Origin of the sequence: Pseudomonas sp. IT-P44, assembly GCF_949768225.1 — a bacterium.
Classification (GTDB): domain Bacteria; phylum Pseudomonadota; class Gammaproteobacteria; order Pseudomonadales; family Pseudomonadaceae; genus Aquipseudomonas; species Aquipseudomonas migulae.
The window spans coordinates 44,365-61,666 of the sequence record NZ_CATKQM010000009.1 but is presented as its reverse complement, the minus strand read 5'-3'; the positions used below and the strand labels follow the sequence as shown (position 1 = coordinate 61,666).

General features: G+C 58.6%; 15 protein-coding genes. 8 read left to right on the top strand and 7 right to left on the bottom strand.

The annotated features are described in order from the left end of the window. Nucleotides 1–28 precede the first annotated feature (28 nt). The 5 genes from ACM6IO_RS04860 (at nucleotide 29) to ACM6IO_RS04840 (ending at nucleotide 2,773) form a co-directional block, all read left to right on the top strand. A complete protein-coding gene (locus tag ACM6IO_RS04860; RefSeq protein WP_192226198.1) occupies nucleotides 29–742 on the top strand; it encodes a phosphocholine cytidylyltransferase family protein in 714 nt (237 codons plus the stop codon). A 46-nt stretch (nucleotides 743–788) separates the two neighbouring features. Further along, nucleotides 789–1,109: a YbjQ family protein gene (locus ACM6IO_RS04855; protein ID WP_192226200.1), complete on the top strand. Its 321-nt coding sequence runs from the start codon at nucleotides 789–791 to the stop codon at nucleotides 1,107–1,109. Nucleotides 1,110–1,287: 178 nt separating this feature from the next. Next, complete coding sequence (locus ACM6IO_RS04850; protein WP_032828671.1) at nucleotides 1,288–1,476, top strand: hypothetical protein; 189 nt, start codon at nucleotides 1,288–1,290, stop codon at nucleotides 1,474–1,476. Between the two features lie 312 nt (nucleotides 1,477–1,788). After that, nucleotides 1,789–2,160 carry a hypothetical protein gene (locus tag ACM6IO_RS04845; protein WP_008027331.1) on the top strand — a complete coding sequence of 124 codons (372 nt, stop codon included), beginning with the start codon at nucleotides 1,789–1,791 and terminating at the stop codon, nucleotides 2,158–2,160. 190 nt (nucleotides 2,161–2,350) lie between these two features. Further along, complete coding sequence (locus ACM6IO_RS04840; protein WP_008027332.1) at nucleotides 2,351–2,773, top strand: glycine zipper domain-containing protein; 423 nt, start codon at nucleotides 2,351–2,353, stop codon at nucleotides 2,771–2,773. A 266-nt stretch (nucleotides 2,774–3,039) separates the two neighbouring features. Here the strand turns inward: ACM6IO_RS04840 and ACM6IO_RS04835 are convergent, their stop codons facing one another. Both ACM6IO_RS04835 and ACM6IO_RS04830 read right to left on the bottom strand, forming a co-directional pair. Beyond that, on the bottom strand, nucleotides 3,040–3,435 hold the full coding sequence (locus tag ACM6IO_RS04835) for a hypothetical protein (protein ID WP_223437745.1): 396 nt from the start codon (nucleotides 3,433–3,435) through the stop codon (nucleotides 3,040–3,042). After that, nucleotides 3,432–8,306: an RHS repeat-associated core domain-containing protein gene (locus ACM6IO_RS04830; protein ID WP_414911049.1), complete on the bottom strand. Its 4,875-nt coding sequence runs from the start codon at nucleotides 8,304–8,306 to the stop codon at nucleotides 3,432–3,434. Before ACM6IO_RS04830 ends, ACM6IO_RS04835 begins: the two co-directional genes overlap by 4 nt. Nucleotides 8,307–8,567: 261 nt before the next feature. Here ACM6IO_RS04830 and ACM6IO_RS04825 point away from each other — a divergent pair, with 261 nt between their 5' ends. Further along, on the top strand, nucleotides 8,568–9,263 hold the full coding sequence (locus ACM6IO_RS04825) for an HAD-IA family hydrolase (protein ID WP_414911048.1): 696 nt from the start codon (nucleotides 8,568–8,570) through the stop codon (nucleotides 9,261–9,263). Nucleotides 9,264–9,386: 123 nt separating this feature from the next. On the opposite strand, the gene ACM6IO_RS04820 is transcribed toward ACM6IO_RS04825, so the two are convergent. After that, nucleotides 9,387–10,133 (bottom strand): 3-oxoacyl-ACP reductase family protein, encoded by a 747-nt coding sequence (locus tag ACM6IO_RS04820; RefSeq protein WP_008042294.1) that lies wholly within the window; start codon nucleotides 10,131–10,133, stop codon nucleotides 9,387–9,389. A 126-nt stretch (nucleotides 10,134–10,259) separates the two neighbouring features. Here ACM6IO_RS04820 and ACM6IO_RS04815 point away from each other — a divergent pair, with 126 nt between their 5' ends. Beyond that, nucleotides 10,260–11,183 (top strand): LysR family transcriptional regulator, encoded by a 924-nt coding sequence (locus tag ACM6IO_RS04815; RefSeq protein WP_008042295.1) that lies wholly within the window; start codon nucleotides 10,260–10,262, stop codon nucleotides 11,181–11,183. Nucleotides 11,184–11,290: 107 nt separating this feature from the next. On the opposite strand, the gene ACM6IO_RS04810 is transcribed toward ACM6IO_RS04815, so the two are convergent. The 3 genes from ACM6IO_RS04810 to ACM6IO_RS04800 form a co-directional block, all read right to left on the bottom strand. Further along, nucleotides 11,291–12,019 (bottom strand): aspartate/glutamate racemase family protein, encoded by a 729-nt coding sequence (locus ACM6IO_RS04810; RefSeq protein WP_008027338.1) that lies wholly within the window; start codon nucleotides 12,017–12,019, stop codon nucleotides 11,291–11,293. Nucleotides 12,020–12,076: 57 nt separating this feature from the next. Continuing rightward, nucleotides 12,077–13,603: an NCS1 family nucleobase:cation symporter-1 gene (locus ACM6IO_RS04805; RefSeq protein ID WP_008042296.1), complete on the bottom strand. Its 1,527-nt coding sequence runs from the start codon at nucleotides 13,601–13,603 to the stop codon at nucleotides 12,077–12,079. A 570-nt stretch (nucleotides 13,604–14,173) separates the two neighbouring features. Then, nucleotides 14,174–14,914 carry a phosphoadenylyl-sulfate reductase gene (locus tag ACM6IO_RS04800; protein WP_008042297.1) on the bottom strand — a complete coding sequence of 247 codons (741 nt, stop codon included), beginning with the start codon at nucleotides 14,912–14,914 and terminating at the stop codon, nucleotides 14,174–14,176. 173 nt (nucleotides 14,915–15,087) lie between these two features. On the opposite strand from ACM6IO_RS04800, the gene thrH reads away from it, so the two are divergent. Next, nucleotides 15,088–15,705, top strand: a complete 618-nt coding sequence (gene thrH / locus ACM6IO_RS04795) for a bifunctional phosphoserine phosphatase/homoserine phosphotransferase ThrH (RefSeq protein ID WP_280163376.1) — start codon at nucleotides 15,088–15,090, stop codon at nucleotides 15,703–15,705. An 87-nt stretch (nucleotides 15,706–15,792) separates the two neighbouring features. On the opposite strand, the gene pabB is transcribed toward thrH, so the two are convergent. Then, the gene (pabB, locus tag ACM6IO_RS04790; RefSeq protein ID WP_414911047.1) at nucleotides 15,793–17,130 is read right to left on the bottom strand and encodes an aminodeoxychorismate synthase component I; all 1,338 of its coding nucleotides are present in this window, start codon (nucleotides 17,128–17,130) and stop codon (nucleotides 15,793–15,795) included. Nucleotides 17,131–17,302: the final 172 nt, after the last annotated feature.

Sequence of the window (17,302 nt, the reverse complement as noted above, 5' to 3'; positions counted from 1 at the left end):
TAAAGATATTTCATGAGGTAGGACTGTTGTGAAAGCCATTATTCTGGCTGCCGGACGTGGCAGCCGCATGAAAAGTCTCACGGATGAACGTCCGAAATGCATGGTCGAATTGCGTGGCAAGACACTGCTGGAGTGGCAACTTTTGGCGCTGCGCGGTGCAGGCATTAGCGAGATAGCCATCGTGACCGGCTACAAGCGCGAGGTGTTGGCAGACCAAGGGCTGATCGAGTTCCATAATCCTCGCTGGGCGCACACCAACATGGTCTCCTCATTGGCGTGTGCTGAAGCCTGGTTGCAGGATGCTCCGTGCATCGTGAGTTACTCCGACATCTTTTACAGCCCCGCAGCAGTCCAGTCGTTAATGACATGCAAGGCTTCCCTGGCCGTCACCTATGATCCGAACTGGCTGGCGCTCTGGACACAGCGCTTTGGTGATCCGTTACTGGATGCCGAAACGTTCCGCCTTGCCTCCACCGGCACCTTGACCGAAATCGGCAACAAACCGACTTCAGTCGATGATGTTCAGGGCCAATACATGGGGCTTCTACGCTTCACGCCTGAGGGGTGGGCAGAGGTCGTCCGGCTTCGCCAGGCCTTGACCCCGGAACAAAGAGACAAGGTGCATATGACGAACACGCTTCAACACGTCATTGACGCGGGGCGGGTCCCGATACACGCCGTTGCATACACTGGCGAGTGGGGAGAGGTGGACTCTTCAGAGGATCTCTTTGTGTATCAATAATTGAGGTTTCAGGCCTTGAGTGACTATTTATGAAGAAGGAATGCCCATGATCACCACCACCACCCACGCCATCGAAGGCCGCCAAATCACCGCTTACCTCGACATCGTCAGCGCCGAGTCGGTGCAGGGGGTCAACGTTATCCGTGACATGTTCGCCGGGATGCGGGATTTTTTCGGCGGGCGCTCTCAAACATTGGAGCGTGCATTGAAGGAGGCGCGGATTCAGGCCACCGACGAGATCAAGGAACGGGCGCGGGCACTGCAGGCCGACGCGGTGGTGGGGCTCGATTTCGAGATCAGCATGCCGGCCGGCAAGGGCGGCATGGTGGTGGTATTTGTGACCGGGACGGCCGTCAAACTGAGGTGAGTCAGGTAACGATTTGTGTGTTTGTTTTGTAGGAAGCCGTGCGGGCCATTCGTCGGGTGTTGGGGAATCTGAATTACAAGTCCGGTAATGACCGGCTAGTCTCAAAAGCTTGGTGGTCGATATGTTTCAGGCAAAAGGGCTTGCCGGTATCGATCCCGCTTTTGAAAGGGGCGAAAAGATGGCTGATCCGTATATCGAAGACGACGGTGCTGAATTTCCAATCAACAATAGCGTGCGGTGTGGCCAGACAGACTATGTGGTGGCTTACGGTGACGATCAGGTCAAGCTTGGCAAAATGAAATCCCAGGTGCCCCAAGGGCCCAAGGCGAAATTTTTACCCAAGGTTGCGGCACCCGTCAGGAAGTAATCCATCCTCTCCAGACCCCGTCATTGAGCGGGGTTTTTTATGCCTGCAACCTTTTTTGCGGCGTGTGTTTTTCGGTCTGGGTTTTCACAAAGTTTTCACAAGGCCTTACGTAATCTCAACTCATCCGTTAGAAAGCAACACCTGGCCCGTCTCCCCAGCGGGCTTTTTTTTGTCTGTCATAAAACCTTTTCCATAAAAGCTGTCCAACCGTCGCCGATGGTGAGGTTGGGGCTGTGTGTCTGGACTTTTTCGCCGCTAAAGCATTCAATCTCGACCCTTTTTGATTTCCCCCTATTTTTTGAGGTTCTTGTCATGCGTTTAACACTGCCCGCTCTGGTTCTGGGGCTTTTGGTTGCTCAAGGTGCAATGGCTGCTGGCGACGGCACTGCCGCACTGGGTGGCGGTCTGGGTGGCGCGCTGGGTAATGTGGTCGGCCAAAGCATGGGCGGCAGCACTGGCGCTGCGATTGGTGCTGGTGTCGCGGGCGCCGCGGGCAGTGCTGTTGGAGCACGCAAAGGCAGCCGCACCAAAGCGGCCATCGGCGGCGGCGTGGGTGCTGCGGGCGGCTCGATAATCGGCAACAGCCTGGGCGGCAAGACCGGTTCGACCATCGGCGCAGGCCTGGGCGGTGCTTTGGGCGGCGGCGTGGGCAGCAACTTGGGCAAGGGCCACAAGGGCCACTGATCCTGATCGATCCGCTCAAAAAGCCCGGCTTGATGCCGGGCTTTTTGTATCTGGCTGTTTCTCTTTCGCAGCTTTTGCATCTTTAGCTGTCCAACGGTCATCGTTGGCCGGATTCAGTGGGGGCAGGTGCTAGACTCCGCCCATCCGCAGCGAATTCTTTTCTCCCGATGCGGAATTAGAGGTTCATATCATGCGTTTGACATTGTCCACATTGTTTCTGGGACTTTTGGTTGCTCAAGGTGCGATGGCTGCCGGTGATGGCACCGCTGCTGTTGGCGGTGGTATCGGCGGTGCATTGGGTAACGTGGTAGGTCAGCAAATGGGCGGCAGCACCGGTGCCGCGATTGGCGCAGGTGTAGGCGGCGCGGCGGGTAGCGCTGTTGGTGCACCTAAAGGCAGTCGCACTGAAGCAGCGATCGGTGGTGGTTTGGGCTCGGCGGGCGGCTCGGTGATTGGTAACAGCATTGGCGGCAAGACCGGTTCGACCATTGGCGCAGGTCTCGGCGGCGCAGCGGGTGGTGCGCTGGGCAACAACCTGGGTACTGACAGCGGCGATTCTCATTCCGGCAACGGGCACAAACACAAGCATAAGCACAAGAACAAACACCACTGATTCGACGATCAGTGACAGCAAAACCCGGCCTGGTGCCGGGTTTTTCATTTTTGCGAGTGTGACATCGGACCGGGACCTGCGTCCGCAGGATGATGAGGCGGGGGGGGGGGGGGGGCAGGTGCCTGACGGTGATGTAAAGCGCATTGATGTTGAAACGGATTCTGATGATCCCGATATCTCGGGGAATGAGTGCTCGGTTGAGCCGAGCTTACAGCTAGGCTGTTACTTTTAGCCATGTTTTTGGAAACTAACGTGGATGAACAAAGTTATTCTTTTTTTGATTCAATCCATTTCCTGTAGAAATTTCGTTGGACCTCCGGATCATTCGTCAGGTTGTCTTCGTCATAGTCAAAAATGTAAATGACATCGTCGAGAGACGCTTTTTTACCTAGGGTTAATTCGTACGCTTTCAGTCCGAGGGACATCTGTGACGACATGCTGGAAGGGTGGACATTGGCCTTTGATCCTTTGCAAAGAAATTGTATGTAGGGGTTGTCTTCCCGAATCCGTCCAAAGCACCTGTAGAAGTCTGTATCTGCATACGTTTTATTGAAGCCATTTTTCATTACAAGGGTTATGGATATGGCTTTGTTGTCGCAGATGAGTTGAGCTGTTTCCTTAGTGCCATTGATACTGATCACTAATTTCACTTCGGATGTCATTTTCTGATTTTCCTGTTTGGGTTGGGGATGGAATAGCCAAACTCTCTGCCGTCATCAATTATCAACGTTGCTCCGAGGATATCCTCATTTTTGATGCGGTTTGGTATGGCTATCTCCTTCTCTCTATCGAATTGGTACATCGCACCCAGCTCTTTTATCAAGTCGTATCCGGGGATTTTTTGGAGCGTGTAGAGATAACCAATTTTCGTATTGAAGCCAGTGGCAAAGGTTTTTCCCGCATCTCTTGAAGTTGATGTGCTAATGAAATTGCTTGGCGGATGGTCGCTGTCTATAGAGTGCAGCAATAGATCATTGCTTTTACCTTTACTTTTAAAGCCATTTTCGAATACATCATCAGGCTCTCGGTCATCTCCGCGGTACAAGTAATCATTTTCTCCCTTCGGCTTCGGTAATGGGGGCTCAGCACCTTTTACGGTTACTTTTTTGGTTGGATTCTCAACCCCCTCAACCGACCCGCACCCACCCATCCCCGGGCAATCACTCAACCCCAGCGGATCAACCCACCCCGTGGGGCTCAACACGTACCGATACCCGTTCAGGCCACCGGCCAATCCGACCGGGTCCGGCGTCAGATACCGCCCCACATCCGGTTGGTAATACCGATGCCGGTTGTAGTGCAAACCTGTTTCCGGGTCGAAGTACTGGCCCTGAAACCGCAGCGGCTGGTCGAGGATCTGGTGGGTGTCGCGGTTGAGGCGGGTGAGGCGGCCGTAGGCGGTGTATTGGGCGGACCAGACGATTTCGCCGCTGTAATCGGTGAGTTCTTGCGGTGTGCCGAGGTGGTCGAGTTGGTAGTAAAACGGGCAGGCGTTGCGCGGGCCTTTGCCGTCGAGCATGGCCAGCGGGCGAAAGCTGCCGGGCTCGTAGACGTAGCTGCGGTAGTGCTCGCGACTGCTTTCGGCGACGAGGTTGTCGCCCTGCCAAAAAAACTCGGTGGTGTTGCCGTCGACGTTTTTGCTGATGCGACGGCCGAAGGCATCGTAGCGGTAGATCGCCAGGCTGCCGTTGGGCAGGGTGATGCCGATCAGGCGATGCTGGCAGTCGTAACGGTACTCGGTGACCAGTTTTTGTGCAGTGCCGCGGCATTCGCGGATCAGGTTGCCGAAGGCGTCGTAATCGTAGTGGCGGTCACCTTGCATCAGCAGGCGATTGCCTTTGACCATGGCCGGACCGGGGCGGTCCTGCATCAGCAGGTTGCCGGTCGGGTCGTGGGCGAAGTTTTCCGGTTGGTGATCTCGGGAGTGGCGGACGCGGATCAGGCGATCGAGCGAATCGTAGAGGTAGCTGCGCTGACCGTGCCGCGTGTCGGCAATGTGGTCGAGGTTGCCGTTGGCGCTGTAGGCAAAGTCGCGGCGATACAGAGGTTGCAGGTTTTGGCGGACAGCGTGGGCGTTCAGTCGACCTTGATTGTCATACTGATAATCGCTGAGCAGCAGGCCCTGTTGACGGTTCTGTTCGCGGCCGGCGAAAAAGGTGTGAGCGGTCAGTCGGGCGCCATTGAGGTCAATGGCCGTCAGTGCGCCGCCCTTGGCATGGTGGTAATCGAGTTTGCTGTTGTCGGGCAGGCGCAGGTGGTTGAGCTGGCCACAGGCATCGTAGCCATATCGCAGCGTGCCCCAGCCTTGGTGTTCGGTGACTAGCCGACCCTGTTTGTCGTATTCGAACTCCAGCGGGTGATCGTGACCGTCATCGACGCTGACCAGCCGGCCAAGGCTGTCGTAGCGATATTCGACATTGACACCGTCGGGCAGCGTCTTGACCAGCAGCCGTCCCGTCGAATCCCGTTGATAGCCCGTGACCCATTGCGAGCCGTCGTCGCCGAACTCGGTTTTTTTCAGCAGCTGTCCATTGAGGTCGTAGGCATACGCGGTGCGTTGGCCATCGAATCCGGTTTCCTGTCGGATCAATCCATTGAGCGTGTAGTCCAGCAGATATTTCCCGCCGGACTCATTCTCGATTTCGGTCAGCAACAACCGTGCGTTGTCGTACCGATAAAGCAGTTGTGTGCCATCGGGATTGATCCGACGGCTGACCAGATGCAGATCATCGGCATATTCAAAGCGCGTGGTGCGCCCCAGTTCATCCCGTTCGGCGGTGACCTTGCCGTAGGCGTTGTAGCTGAAGGCGCGACTGGCACCTGTAGGAAGCGTCGTCTGAAGCAGTCGTCCAACGGCATCCCATGAGTAGCGTGTGACGGCACCGTGTTCGTCCTGGCGGGTAACCTGCCGGCCCAACGCATCGTAGGAAAAGCGCCGCTGACCGCCACCCGGCAAGGTCTCTTCGATCAGTTGACCCAAGGCATTCCGGACGAAGACATGCCGACTGTTGTCCGGAAAGCGGATCGACAGCAGCAGGCCTTTTTCGTCGTGGTGGTAGTGGGTGACATGCCCCTCGGGGTCGGTCGCCTCGATGACCTCACCCTGAGCATTGCGCTGATACTTCCACACGGCGTTGCCGCGATACCGCGCATGCAGGAAACCATTGCGGTATTCGTAGGACGTTGGCTCACCTTCGGGTGGAATCAGGGCAATCAGCCGTCCGACATCGTCATAGCGGTAGCGGGTCATTGCCCCGAGCGGATTCTTTTCGGCAATCAGCCGCCCCTGGCCGTCATAGACATTGAGGTGTTCCGCCCCGTCGGGTTCGACCCTTCGCACCAGGCGCGCCCGGTCGTCGTGCTGGTAAAACGCTTCGCTGCCATCAACGTTTTTAACCTGCACGCCGCCGTTGTCATCCCAGACATAGCGCGTGTCCATCTGCGAAAACGACGCCCAATGTCGGACGCATCGCGCAGACTTACCGGACCTTTCCCACTCCCAGAAGAAGCTCGCGCCACCGGCCAATTGCCGCTGCAGGATGACGTGCTGGTCGTCATAGTCGTAGCGTTCGCTTTCGCCGGCGGCGTTGGTCGCTTCGATCAAGCGATGACAGGCGTCGTAGCGGTAGGTCACCAATATCTGTTCAGTGCGCCAGGCATCTTCCAGGGTGTCGGCGGGATGAAAGCGCTGATACTCGACGGCGGCGAGGTGTCGGCGGTCGTAGCGCAATCGCAGCGAGCGTCCGGCGCCGTTGTCGAGGCGCATGATTCTGTCGGCGTTGTCCCGTTGCACTGTCAGACGGTTGCCATAGGCATCGCTGATGGCTGTCAGTCGACCTGTACGAAAGTGGTAAAAACGCGTTGCTTCGCCTGCCATTGCGAGGATCAGTTCCTCCGGCTCATCCCCCAGGAAAATCGCCGCCCGCGACAGGCTGTTGTGAATGCTCGGGCGTTCAACCTTGGGCAAAGGGAAGGTCGTACGACGGTTTTCGTGGTCGATCCATCTAACCTGTTCGCCGTCGATTTCCAGCCGGTGTGCAAGGGCATGACTCCAGCCAAATCCGAGCCCGCAGTCGATTCCGACAGCACTGGTGCGATACACGCGGATGAACTCGAACGGCAACCGACCATCCAGCGAACCATCAATCAGGGTCAGCAGTTCCTCGCCGGTGACCATCGATACCGGGCAGCCGTTGGTTGTGGTTCTATCCGCTGAATCGACGTTGTCGCCGTTTGGGTTTTGCGCGGGAGCAGGGGCGTCGTCGCGGTGTTCCTGGCGGCTCAGGCGGGTCTTGGCTTCGGACTTGTCACGGGCAAGGGCGACCGGGTTGTTCACCCGCACAATCGGTGATTCACCGGTGGTGATGTGCAACGGAGTCGCCGGCACGGGTTTGAGCGGCACGTTCCGCGCGTTGACCATCAGCGGTTTGAGGGCGCCGGCGTGGCGGGTCAGATCCGATCTGTTCGCAAGCTCAGCCAGGCGCAAACTCGCGGCAGCCAGCCATTGTCGGGCTCGCTCGGACTTGATCTTGCCCAGCACCTTGGCGCTGATGCCGAGTTTCAGGCCTGTAGGACCTGTGAGGCGCACCAGCAGGAAAGCGATGAGTATTTCTGTACGAATTTCCGCGACCACTTCGGCGATGTACTGCGGCGGCAACATCCGCAGCCAACTGGTGAAAGCCGCGAGATGAATGAACATCAACGGCTCATCACTCAACACCAGCATCACATTGGCGATGGCTTCGGCCGAAGCGTTCAGCAGTGTCTCGAGCTCAACCTCGGTCAGGTATTCAAGAAGCTTTTCACTGTTGGCCTGCAGGTCCGCGATCAGGGCGTAGATCTGCTTTACGTCATCCCACAAACCGTGCAGCGACTTCTCGAATCCGCGCCAGTCGGCCCGTTGCAGCATGCCGTAGCGTTCAGGGAAACCGGCCTCGGAAAACCCCGCCCATAAAGGCTGGAATTCACTCGTCCACTCGTTGCGCAACCAGCCTTCAAGCTCATCGATCACGCTTTGATAGGAGGCATGAAGCGCCTGGACATGAGCGGTGGAAACATTGGGAAAGAATGTGATGCGGTAACGATGACCGCGCCAACACTCAGGGATTTCGAGGATGCCGCTTGGGCCGATGGTGTGATGCACCGGTTCGCCAAAAGTCATCTCGCCGTTGCTCTCTTCAATGATCGGTTCGAGCATCACCGGCGTATCACCAATGGGCACAAAGCGAGCCGCGTCGAACATATGCACGAGGGTCAACGGACCGCTGGCCGGGCATGTGGCGATCGTCGAGCTGACGGGGGCGGAGGAATTCCTCGGTGTGCTCAAACGAACGTCGTTGCCGACCTTGAACACTTGCTCGACCTCCAGCGCCCATCCTGTCCAGAAGCTTTCCGCCCAGGCCTCGTAGTCGTTGAGGCACAGGCGAAAATCGCCGAGCAGAGCTTCAACGTCCGGGTGCTCGGGGTTCATGGCTGCCACCACCAACAGGCCGATGGCGTTGTTCAAGGCCAGGACCTTGTCAGGGTTGAACATTCGCAGTCCCTCGCGCGGATAAATTGGGGTCGCGAGACTTTGCGGGGGATCAACGAGGAAAGAAGTCGGGAAAGGAGGTGTTTGGTGTAGGGCGAATCGCTAAATCATGCTCAGCGATTCGGCGAAGGTTTTGTCACCGTCGGGAGATTGCCCGTTGCTCTCTGCCGGCCGCGCTCGCTATGCTGCTGAACCCTTTAATCAAATCCCGGAATCAGCCGTGCCTGAGCCGACCGGGGTGTCATTAAAAACGGATCAGATGCGATGAATGCACCGCTGAAAGAGTTCGGCCCGATCAAAGCCGTGATTTTCGACATGGACGGCTTGCTGCTGGACACCGAGGGCATTTACACCGAAGTCACGTCGATGATCGCCGAGCGATATGGCCGGACTTTCGACTGGAGCGTCAAACAGAACATCATCGGCCGTGGTGCGGGTGATCTGGCGCGTTATGTGGTTGAAGCGCTGGACCTGCCGATTACCGCCGAGGAGTTCCTGGTGATCCGCGAGCCGCTGATGCGCGAGCGTTTTCCCACCGCGCTGGCGATGCCCGGTGCCGAGGAGCTGGTGCGGCACTTGAAGGCCAACAACATTCCGATCGCGGTGGGCACCAGTTCGTCGCGTCTGTCGTTCGGCCAGAAAACCACTTTGCACCGTGACTGGTTTGCGCTGTTCGACTTCGTCGTGACAGCCGATGACCCGGAAGTCGGTGCGGCCAAACCGGCGCCGGACATCTTCCTCACCGCAGCACGCCGCCTGGGCGTGGCGCCCGGGGATTGCCTGGTGTTCGAAGATTCGCCGTTCGGCGTGACTGCGGCGAAAGCGGCGGGGATGACGGCGATTGCGATTCCCGACGCCGCGATGGCCGACGAAAAATACGCACACGCCGATGGCATTCTTCGTACGTTGAAAGCGTTCAAGCCGAGTGAGTGCGGTTTGCCTGCGCTCAACTGGGCTTAACACAGTGTAAATGTGGGAGCGGGCTTGCTCGCGAAAGCGGTGTGTCAGGCAACATTAATGTTGAATGATACGACGCCTTCGCGAGCAAGCCCGCTCCCACATTTTTGAATTGCGCTTAACTCATCAGGCGCCGAAACCACCGTCGATGGTCAGGCTGGCACCGGTGATGTACCCGGCTTCCGGGCCTGCAAGATAAGCGACGAAGCTGGCGATTTCTTCAGCTTTACCATAACGACCCACAGCCATCAGCGGGATCAGGCTTTCGGCGAAGTCGCCGCTGGCCGGGTTCATGTCGGTGTCGACCGGGCCCGGTTGCACGTTATTGATGGTGATGCCCCGTGGCCCAAGGTCGCGTGCCAGGCCTTTGGTCAGGCCGACCAGTGCCGCTTTGCTCATCGCGTACGGGCCACCGCCGGCGAAGGGCATGCGGTCGGCGTTGGTGCTGCCGATGTTGATGATGCGACCGCCTTCGGTCATGTGTTTCGCGGCGGCCTGGGTGGCGATGAAGACGCTGCGTACGTTGATCGCCAACGTCTGGTCGAAGTCTTCGAGTTTGAAATCTTCCAGTGGGGCAACGGCCAGCACGCCAGCGTTGTTGACCAGGATGTCCAGGCGACCGAAGGCTTTGACGGTGGCGCTCACCGCATCGCGAATCGCCTCGGCGTCGGCACTGTCAGCCTTGATGGCCAGTGCTTTGCCGCCGTTGGCGGTGAGGCTGTTCTGCAGTTCTTCGGCCTTGGCCGTGGAGCTTACGTAGGTGAAGGCAACCGTCGCGCCTTCAGCGGCCAGGCGTTTGACGATGGCAGCGCCGATGCCGCGGGACCCGCCTTGAATCAAAGCCACTTTGCCGCTGAGGTTCTGAGTAGTCATGTCGATCTCCAAAGTCGCCGTGGCGAGATGCCGCGGTTGATGGAGCCTAGTATTGATTCAGGATTACAGGCTGTGTAGACGGTAATTACGATAGTCTGTGTAAACCAAAAGTTTATAGTGGCGCTTATGGAAACCTTCAGCAGTATCGAATGCTTCGTGCGCAGCGCCGAAGTCGGCAGCTTTGCCGAGGCCGCGCGACGCCTGAGCCTGACCCCGGCGGCGGTGGGCAAGAGTGTGGCAAAACTTGAGGCCCGGCTCGGTGTGCGGCTGTTTCAGCGCAGCACCCGTAGCCTGACGCTGACCGAGGCCGGTCATCTGTTTCTCGGCGAAGTCAGTTCCAGCCTGCACACGATCCAGAATGCCGTGGCCAATCTCGCGAGCGCCGAAGGACGTCCGGCGGGAACGCTGAAAGTCAGCATGGGCACGGTGTTCGGGCGGTTGTATGTGGTGCCGTTGCTGGGCGAGTTTCTGAGGCGGTTTCCGGCAATCAATCCGGACTGGCATTTTGATAACCGCCAGGTCGATCTGATTGCACAAGGGTTCGATGCCGCGATTGGCGGTGGATTCGAGCTGCCGCAGGGCGTGGTCGCGCGCAAGCTGACACCGGCGCATCGGGTGTTGGTGGCGTCAGCCGAATATCTGGCGGGGCGCGAAGTGGTCGTTGAACCGGATGATCTCAAGCATCACGACGGGATTCTGATTCGGTCGCCGCAGACGGGGCGAGTGCGGTCCTGGCAATTGACCAGCCGCACCCAGCAACACAGCCCTTTGACGCTAAAGGCGCGGATGACCATGAGCGATTCCGAAGCGGCGTGTGCGACGGCGGCTCAGGGGTTGGGGATCGCGTTGGTGAGCATGCCGTTTGCTTCGGGTTATCTGGAAGCCGGGACGTTGCAGCGGGTATTGCCGGACTGGTTTGTCGACGATGGCAACATTTCCATTTACTACGCTGAGCACAAATTGTTGCCGGGCAAGACGCGGGCGTTTGTGGATTTCATTATTGAGCAGTTTGCGGAGCAGGGGTTGGCATCGCGGTTTAGTGCGGTTTGAGCCAGGATTGAGACCGAGTCGGCCCTTTCGCGGGCAAGCCTCGCTCCTACAGGGATCACACGTATTCTGTAGGAGCGAGGCTTGCCCGCGATGAACGATAACGCGGTCTACCGCCCAAACCGCCCAGGCCAGCCAATAATGTGTTTCGGCCGAGGCGTCGCATACGTCCTTACCTTCGACGTCGACAACCCCAATCGCACCAGCGACTCGGCAATCGTCACCGCCGCCGTCACGCCATCCACCACTGGCACCCCGGTGCGCTGACGAATCTGCTCGTCCAGCCCGGCCATCCCGCCGCAACCGAGGCAAATCACCTCGGCCTTGTCTTCCAGTACTGCCAATTCCGCCTGACGAACAATCGCCTCAAGCGCCCGTTGCGGGTCGGACTCCAGCTCCAGCACCGCCAGACCACTGGCCCGCACGGATGCGCAACGGTCCCACAGCCCTGAGAGTTTCAGCCGATCCTCGATCAACGGCACGGTACGGTCCAGCGTGGTGACCACCGAATAGGCATGACCGAGGAACATCGCCGTGCTGGCGGCAGCGTCGGTGATGTCCACCACCGGTACGTTGAGCAGTTCCTGCAACCCTTCGCGACCGTGCTCGCCGTAACCGGCCTGAATCACCGCATCGAAGGGTTGATCGTAGGACATCACTCGATCCATCACGGCGATGGCAGCCAGGTAGCTTTCGAAATTGCCTTCGATGGAGTCGGCGCCGAAGTGCGGTGTCAGGCCGATGATTTCGGTGCCAGGCGCGGCCACGGCTTGAGCCGAACGGGCGATGGCCTGGGTAATGGATTCGGTGGTGTTGACGTTGACCACGAGAATTCGCATGGAAAGTCCTTATAGCGGGGTGGTTCTGCGGCCCGACGGTGCCGGGCCGTCATGGGGTTAATGGCTGACGTTATCGACCGCGATGGCTTCGCCGCTGACATCCGCGTAGTGCGGCTGCCGCTTGGCGATGATCAGGTAGAGCATCCCGGCGATCCCGGCACCGATCAGCCAGGAAAACGGCGATACGAGATGGAAACCCGGCACCAGCGCCAGGACGATGGCGATCAGCGCTGCAGGAATGAACGCCGCCACCGCACGTAAATTGACGCCTCGGCTGTAGTAATAAGCGCCGTCGGGGTCTTCGCTGTACAACTGCGGCACGTTGATCTGACCTTTTCGTACAAGCCAGTAGTCGACCATGATCACCCCGTACAACGGGCCGAGCAGGGCGCCGAGGCCGGACAGGAAATACACGATCACCAACGGGCTGTTGTAGAGGTTCCACGGCAGGATCAGCACGGCGATGGTCGCGCTGATCAGCCCGGCACGGCGAAAGGTCAGGTATTTCGGTGCCAGGTTGCTCAGCACGAAGGCCGGGGCGACGAAGTTGGCCATGATGTTCACCGCCACGGTGACGATCAGGAAGGCCAGGCAACCGAGGACCAGAAAGAAAGTATTGGGGATCGACGCGATGATTTCCGTCGGGCTTTCGATGATCCGGCCATTGATCTGAAATTGCGCACCGCAGAGCAGGACGGTGATGCCGGCGAACACCAGAATGTTCACTGGCAGGCCCCAGAAATTTCCGACCTTGATCGTCTTGCGGCACGGCGAAGAGCGGGCGAAGTCGCAGAAGTTGAGGATCAGTGTGCCGTAGATCGCCAGCCACAACGCGCCACCGGCAAAAATATTGCGCCACATCTCGCCGCCAGTGAGCGGCTCACGGATCGACCAGGCGATGGTCGCGTTGGCCTGGGTGTACATCCACGCGGCCAGGGCGGCGACGGTCAGCAGAATCACCGGACCGGCGAACGCTTCATAGCGCCGCACCATCTCCATCCCGTAGGCAAGGATCGCCAGTTGTACCAGCCAGATCGCGACGAAACACACCCAGCCCAGGCTCGACAGACCGAGGATCGAGTTGTGGTCGTAGTCGGCGAATCCCGGATGCACCGCCGTCAGCAGCACGCGAAACACCACCGAGGCGAGGTACGTCTGAATGCCGAACCAGGCGATGGCGATAACGGCGCGGATCAATGCAGGAATTTGCGCCCCATGGATACCGAAACTGATCCGGCTGATGACCGGAAACGGCACACCGGTTTTCTGGCCCATGTAGCCGGAGAGGTTCATGAAGCAATACACCAGCGCCGCGCCGATCCCGAGCGACAACAGAATCTGCCAGCCGCCCAGACCTAACGCATACAGTCCGATGGCGAAGGAGTAGTTGGCGATGTTGTGAACGTCGTTGGTCCATAGGGCAAAAATGCTGTAACGGCCCCAGCGCCGGCCTTCGGCCTTGGTCGGCGCCAGGTCTTTGTTGTGCAGGCGCGGGCTGAGCACCACGGGGTCTTGAAACGTTTGAACGGGGGAAGAGGAGGGCAGATCCAGCGCGATGTTGTTATTGGAGAGGCTAGTACGCATTCCGGCAGGCTCCGAGCTTGGCGTCGCGATGACTGTGCATGAGCGTGGGCTCGACAAATCTTCGTCGCGGACAACAAGCATCATTGGTTACGGGGCATCTGCAGCCTGTACGGGATAGGGCGCTTCAGGCTTGCGGATCTAAAGTGTGTGTATGTTTTGAAGTGATTGTATACAAAACATGTATGCACTTAAGCCAGATCCATGCCAGTCAGCGATCTATAAAATTCACCAGTAATTTCGTTTTGTTATCTGTAATTGGCAAGTGACTGAAATAAAGACGATATAAATTGACCGATTGAACAGGTATTTATTTTTCGGTGGGATTCGCAAAGGTGTGAACGAGGGAGTGTCGGGCGGGATGAATGTAACTTTTCAGGGCGTAGAAACGAAAAGTGCACACATAAATGGCACCTATGGTGACATTCGTGTGTACACATTCATTCAGGTCAGTCACGAAACCTGTAGGAGCCGGCTTGCTGGCGATTGCGATCTTTCAGTCAATGCAGCTGTGACTGACACACCGCTATCGCCAGCAAGCCGGCTCCTACAGGGGGGGCTTGCTGTATGGGATCAGGCTTTTGACTTGCTGATGATATTCCCCGCATGCAACCCGCATTCTTTCTGCGTCGCCTCTTCCCACCACCAGCGACCTTCACGCTCGTGCTGGTTCGGCAGCACCGGGCGGGTGCACGGTTCGCAGCCGATGCTGATGAAGCCGCGCTCATGCAGGCTGTTGTACGGCAGCTCGAGCATGCGGATGTAGCCCCAGATCTCTTCGCTGGTCATTTGCGCCAGCGGATTGAATTTGTACAGGGTGCGTTCCGGGGTAGAGAAGGCGGTGTCGATTTCCAGCACCGCGACGGCGCTGCGGGTGCCGGGGCTCTGGTCCCGACGCTGGCCGGTGGCCCAGGCGGTCACGCCCGAGAGTTTACGGCGCAGCGGCTCGATCTTGCGGATGCCGCAGCACTCGCCATGGCCGTCCTTGTAGAAACTGAACAGGCCTTTTTCCTTCACGAACGGTTCGAGTTTCGTGTAGTCCGGCGACACCAGCTCGATGTCGATCTTGTAGTGCTCGCGCACTTGATCGATGAAGCGGTAGGTCTCGGGGTGCAGGCGGCCGGTGTCGAGGCTGAACACTTTGACGTTCTTGTTCAGCTTCCAGGCCATGTCTACCAGCACCACGTCTTCGGCGCCGCTGAAAGATATCCACAGGTCATCGCCGAACTCGGCAAACGCGAGTTTCAGGATGTCCTGGGCGGATTTGTTGGCATAGGTCGTGGCGAGTTCCACGACATCGAACGATGGGCTCATCAGGGCGGCTTCCTACAGGTCGGTGGCGCTGGGCGCTCTATATGGCCTTGATGGTAACAAAATCCTGCCACCACTGGCGCGCCCTCTGCGTTGCGCAGGTCAGTGCGAGTCGCTAGAGTTCGGCAGTCCTTTTGCTCGCTCGACTCAATAATCAATACAAATGGGAGTGTCTTGTGGAAATTGCCTGTCTGGATCTTGAAGGTGTGCTGGTCCCGGAAATCTGGATCGCCTTCGCCGAAAAAACCGGAATCGAATCCCTCAGGGCCACCACTCGGGATATTCCCGACTACGACGTGCTGATGAAGCAGCGCCTGCGGATTCTCGATGAGCATGGCCTGAAACTCACCGACATCCAGGAAGTGATCGCCACGTTGAAGCCGCTGGACGGCGCCACCGAGTTCGTCAACTGGCTGCGTGAGCGCTTTCAGGTGGTGATTCTGTCGGACACGTTCTACGAGTTCTCCCAACCGCTGATGCGCCAATTGGGTTTCCCGACCTTGCTCTGCCATCGCCTGATTACCGACGATGCCGGGCGGGTGACGAGCTACCAGTTGCGTCAGAAAGATCCGAAACGTCAGTCGGTTCTGGCGTTCAAGAGTCTTTATTATCGGGTGATTGCGGCGGGGGATTCCTACAACGACACCACGATGCTGGGCGAGGCGGATGCGGGGATTCTGTTCCATGCGCCGGATAACGTGATTCGCGAGTTCCCGCAATTCCCGGCGGTGCATACGTTTGAGGACTTGAAGCAGGAGTTCATCAAGGCTTCGAATCGGGCGTTGAGCCTGTAGGCGTTTTCGAGGACGCCTTCGCGGGCAAGCCTCGCTCCTACAGAGGGCGGTGATCACCTGTAGGAGCGAGGCTTGCCCGCGAAGCTTTCAAAGGTTTTGCAGGGTATCGAGCAACACCTTCACCTTGGTGATCGACTCCTGATACTCGGCCTGCCACTGCGAATCCGCAACGATCCCGCCACCGCCCCAGCAACACACCTGCCCATCCTTGACCAGCAAGCTGCGGATCGCGATTGAACTGTCCATCTCGCCGCGCACATCCAGATACAGCAACGAACCGCAGTACAAACCGCGCCGGGTCGGCTCCAGTTCATCAATGATCTGCATCGCGCGAATCTTCGGCGCCCCGGTAATCGAACCGCCGGGGAAGCTGCCAGCGATCAGGTCCAGCGCATCCCGGTCATCTGCCAGTTCGCCGGTCACGCTGCTCACCAGATGATGCACATTCGGATAGCTTTCGAGACTGAACAACTCCGGCACCCGCACCGAGCCAATGCGGCACGTACGGCCGAGATCGTTGCGCAGCAGGTCGACGATCATCAGGTTTTCCGCGCGATCCTTGGGGCTGGCCAGGAGTTCGGCGGCGTTCGCCGCATCTTCGGCTGCGTTCTGGCCACGAGGGCGAGTACCCTTGATCGGGCGGGTCTCCACGTGGCGGTCGCTGACTTTGACGAAGCGCTCCGGCGACAGGCTCAGCACTGCGCCACCGTCGGGCAGGCACTGGAAGCCGGAGAATGGCGTCGGGCACGCCGCGCGCAACGCGCAGTACGCGGCCCACGGATCACCTTGGCACTCGGCGCGAAAGCGTTGGGCAAAGTTGACCTGGTAGCAGTCGCCCGCCTGAATGTATTGCTGAATACGTTCTATCGCCTGGCGATAGTCATCAGCGCTCAGGTCGGCGCTCATCGGTGCCTTGAGCTTGAATGATTCGATCGTTTCAGCCACGGGATGACTGAACAGCGTGATCAGGCGTTGACGTTCGCTGTCGATCAGCGACGGGTGGAACACCAGCTGACTGGTCATCCGTTGGTGATCGCTGATCAGAGCCCAGTCGTAGAGCCCGAAACGCGCATCCGGCAATTGCAGATCGTCCTGTGCCTGGCTCGGCAGGTTTTCCAGGTGGCGGCCGAAATCGTAGCTCAGGTAGCCGATCAGGCCACCGGCGAAGGGCAGGTCAGGTGCCAGCGCCGCCTCACCGAGTCGTGTCAGATTGTCGCGAAGGCGTTGCAGGAAATCGCCACCGCTTTCGTCAGGCATTACCGCCAGTTGTTCCAGTGGCCAGGCACTGAGGAGGTCATAACGCCCGCGATCAGCCGTTGGCCGGCCACTGTCGAGCAGCACGGCGCCGGGGGCATGACGGATCGCCGCGAAGTACTCGGCGGGGTTGGCGCGATAGGGCAGCGGATGTACGGAACAGGTCAGCATGGGCGGGGCAGATCAGCCATCGAGGCGGGGGTGGCGATTGTAGTCCCCTCGGGGAATTGCTCCTAGAGGGGATGTCGGGGATTGGCAGATTGGGGGGGCGGGGTTGAATGATTTGGTGACTGTGAGTAAGTCTTCGCGGGCAAGCCTCGCTCCTACAGGGGTAGCGCAAAAC